We start from the raw sequence: 2434 nt of genomic DNA, 5'->3' as shown, positions 1-2434 counted from the left end.
ACGTATCTCTCCTCACGAAATAGATATGGATAAAAAGTAACTCCTCATAAATGACCGCCCTTGTCAAGGAACTAGTCATGCGTGTCTTTTCTCCGGCATTAAATTGCCAATGGTAGTCGGCAAAAGCGATCACTCCTGATATACCATTGAGATATGGGTGCCTTCAAAGAGCTAAATTTGAATCGAACAAGCGCATCTTGTTTTTCATCGCTCACACTTTCGCAGTGCAAGCTTTTTTAGTTGTGCGGACATAGCAAATAACTCTGACTCTGGATGTATGAATATGTGCATGGAATGAGAATATTTTTGAATTATGCTGAGAGTACATCTTGGTGGTGGGTTGTAGAATGGTTGCCGCAGTATTAACAACGTAGTGTATCGTGATGTGTGCTGTCGAATCTTGGCTGGAGGGTATCGATGCTGTGAGATGCATGAGCTGCTGCAGCGTGGTTAGGAGCGTGATTCACGACTGCGCTTATGACTTCTTGATTTTGTACATGGATGAAAAATGATGGTCATCGGACGGGCCAACGGGGTTCCCAGACTGCTAAGTATACGTTTCACATACCTTAAAAATAATGGAGTTGTCTTTTGCAATACGGGAGATGTGGGACGGATTTACTGGATATGATGCTATGGACAGGGAATCTTACAGTTTGGCCTATACAACTGCCATGCTGTTTCAATTACAATCAGTGCCCCCATACAGTGTCTAAAAAAGAGAACAGCTTATGTACTTATGAAGCCATTTCGGGAAGCAGTGAGGGCATGTTGTCCTGCTTGGTGTCCATGGAGCTTCGTTGAACAACTTCTATGTTCTGCAAGCCATTAGGCAAAGTCCTCATATCGGGCGAAAATTACTGGATCTTCTCAGTCAGATAGATCACGATTTTTAAAAACCAAGACATGATCGGAGTCGCCATATAAATTTCTCAAATCCTCTTACTGTCCAAAATTTCACAATAAATCCTTATATCCCTTTTTTCCTCCCAATACTTTCTAGCTATTTTAAATATACAAACTTTAAAACCGATTAGCATGGGACAAAAGTTCCAAATTGATAGATTTCATGAAATCAATAAATAACCCATATTATTCTATTATTTTTATATCTTCAAATACAAGAATTTCACTTTTTTATTAAATTGAATACCGATCATGACCCGTTAACATGATTCAAAACAAAATTTTTGATTTTATAATTGATAAAATCAAAATGATGTAGACTTGCAAGAAAGTCCAAAACCCTTGTATCAAAACAAATTTTACGTTACATATCATTAACACAAATGTAACAAATCAATTCTGACATCATCCGACAAATTTCAACTTTTTCAGCAATATCCTTTAATTACCTATATAATGGAATTTATTCATATCAAGCTGAAGTGATTCAAAATTAATAACTCTTCACTTTTTAAATAGATAGTGACTTTTCATAGCTCTTTTGAACTAATTCACATGCGAAATTTTCTTTAATTTTCTTCTGAAATTTCAGTTCAGATTAAATTTTTCTCTAATTTAAGCTAGAAACTTTGTTTTTTATTTAATAGAAACGTTTTGATCTTCCTTTAAAAGTATAAATTTTTAGAAAAATCATAACTATGGAACTATATTTTTCGCAAAATTCAATGAACCGAAAACATAAAAATAGCAAGTCTCCATGTTGCAAGAGACTTGCTATTTTTATGTTTTGGCGACTTGACCCTTAAGAATGAAGTGAATACTGCCACAGCGAACGTACCAGAAACATTTGTTGTGTGATGTATACTGTGTACGAATCGAATCGTTTTTGTTGCCGAGCGCATCACAACCGATTGAGCTTCTGCCCTATGATCAGACATGGAACAAATCCTTTGCAACCACTCACCAGATATCCAGACAAGCAATCGTATATCACGTCTTTTAGATGATAAGGGATTCCCGCGGCTGTCCACATTAACCAATTCAAACTGGTGCGAGAACTGAACCGGATAATCAGAGCTTGGCTTCTACGCCTACTTTGCTGCAATAAGAATCGTTCTTCACCCATCCACTACATCTGCTTGTAAATCTGTTGCAATTTCAATCATCTTAGGCACGACAGCCTCATTGGAAATAGCCACGTACACATCCCCCATGTAATGACGAAAAGGTATTTCTACGTCAGCATACTTCCACATGAAAAAATCTCCCTCGATCGACATGGTGCTCTCAGTACCTTGTATGATAAGCTCCCGTGAATACGAAAAGTCTGGCTGGGATGCAAAGTAATCTTTGCACTCCTCCAGGGAAATGGATTGCTCCACAGGATTTTCCTGCATGGAACGGGTGATTCGAAAACGCTGGTTCATTGATCTGCCTCCACAATTATGATTAAGAAATTCTGGCTCTCATACCTTATAATGTCCACATGATGAAGTTAATTCAATTGGAACTATATAGAAATTCATTA

At 37.4% G+C, this 2434-nt stretch carries 1 protein-coding gene; it reads right to left on the bottom strand.

The window, feature by feature from the left end:
* Positions 1-2024: 2024 nt before the first annotated feature.
* Positions 2025-2333, bottom strand: coding sequence for a hypothetical protein (locus tag NSQ68_RS12540; protein ID WP_307354191.1), 309 nt, complete (start codon positions 2331-2333; stop codon positions 2025-2027).
* Positions 2334-2434: the final 101 nt, after the last annotated feature.

Source organism: Paenibacillus sp. FSL L8-0158 (assembly GCF_038592965.1).
Taxonomy (GTDB): domain Bacteria; phylum Bacillota; class Bacilli; order Paenibacillales; family Paenibacillaceae; genus Paenibacillus; species Paenibacillus polymyxa_D.
The sequence above is the reverse complement of the archived record's forward strand: the minus strand, read 5'-3'. Positions and strand labels throughout refer to the sequence as shown.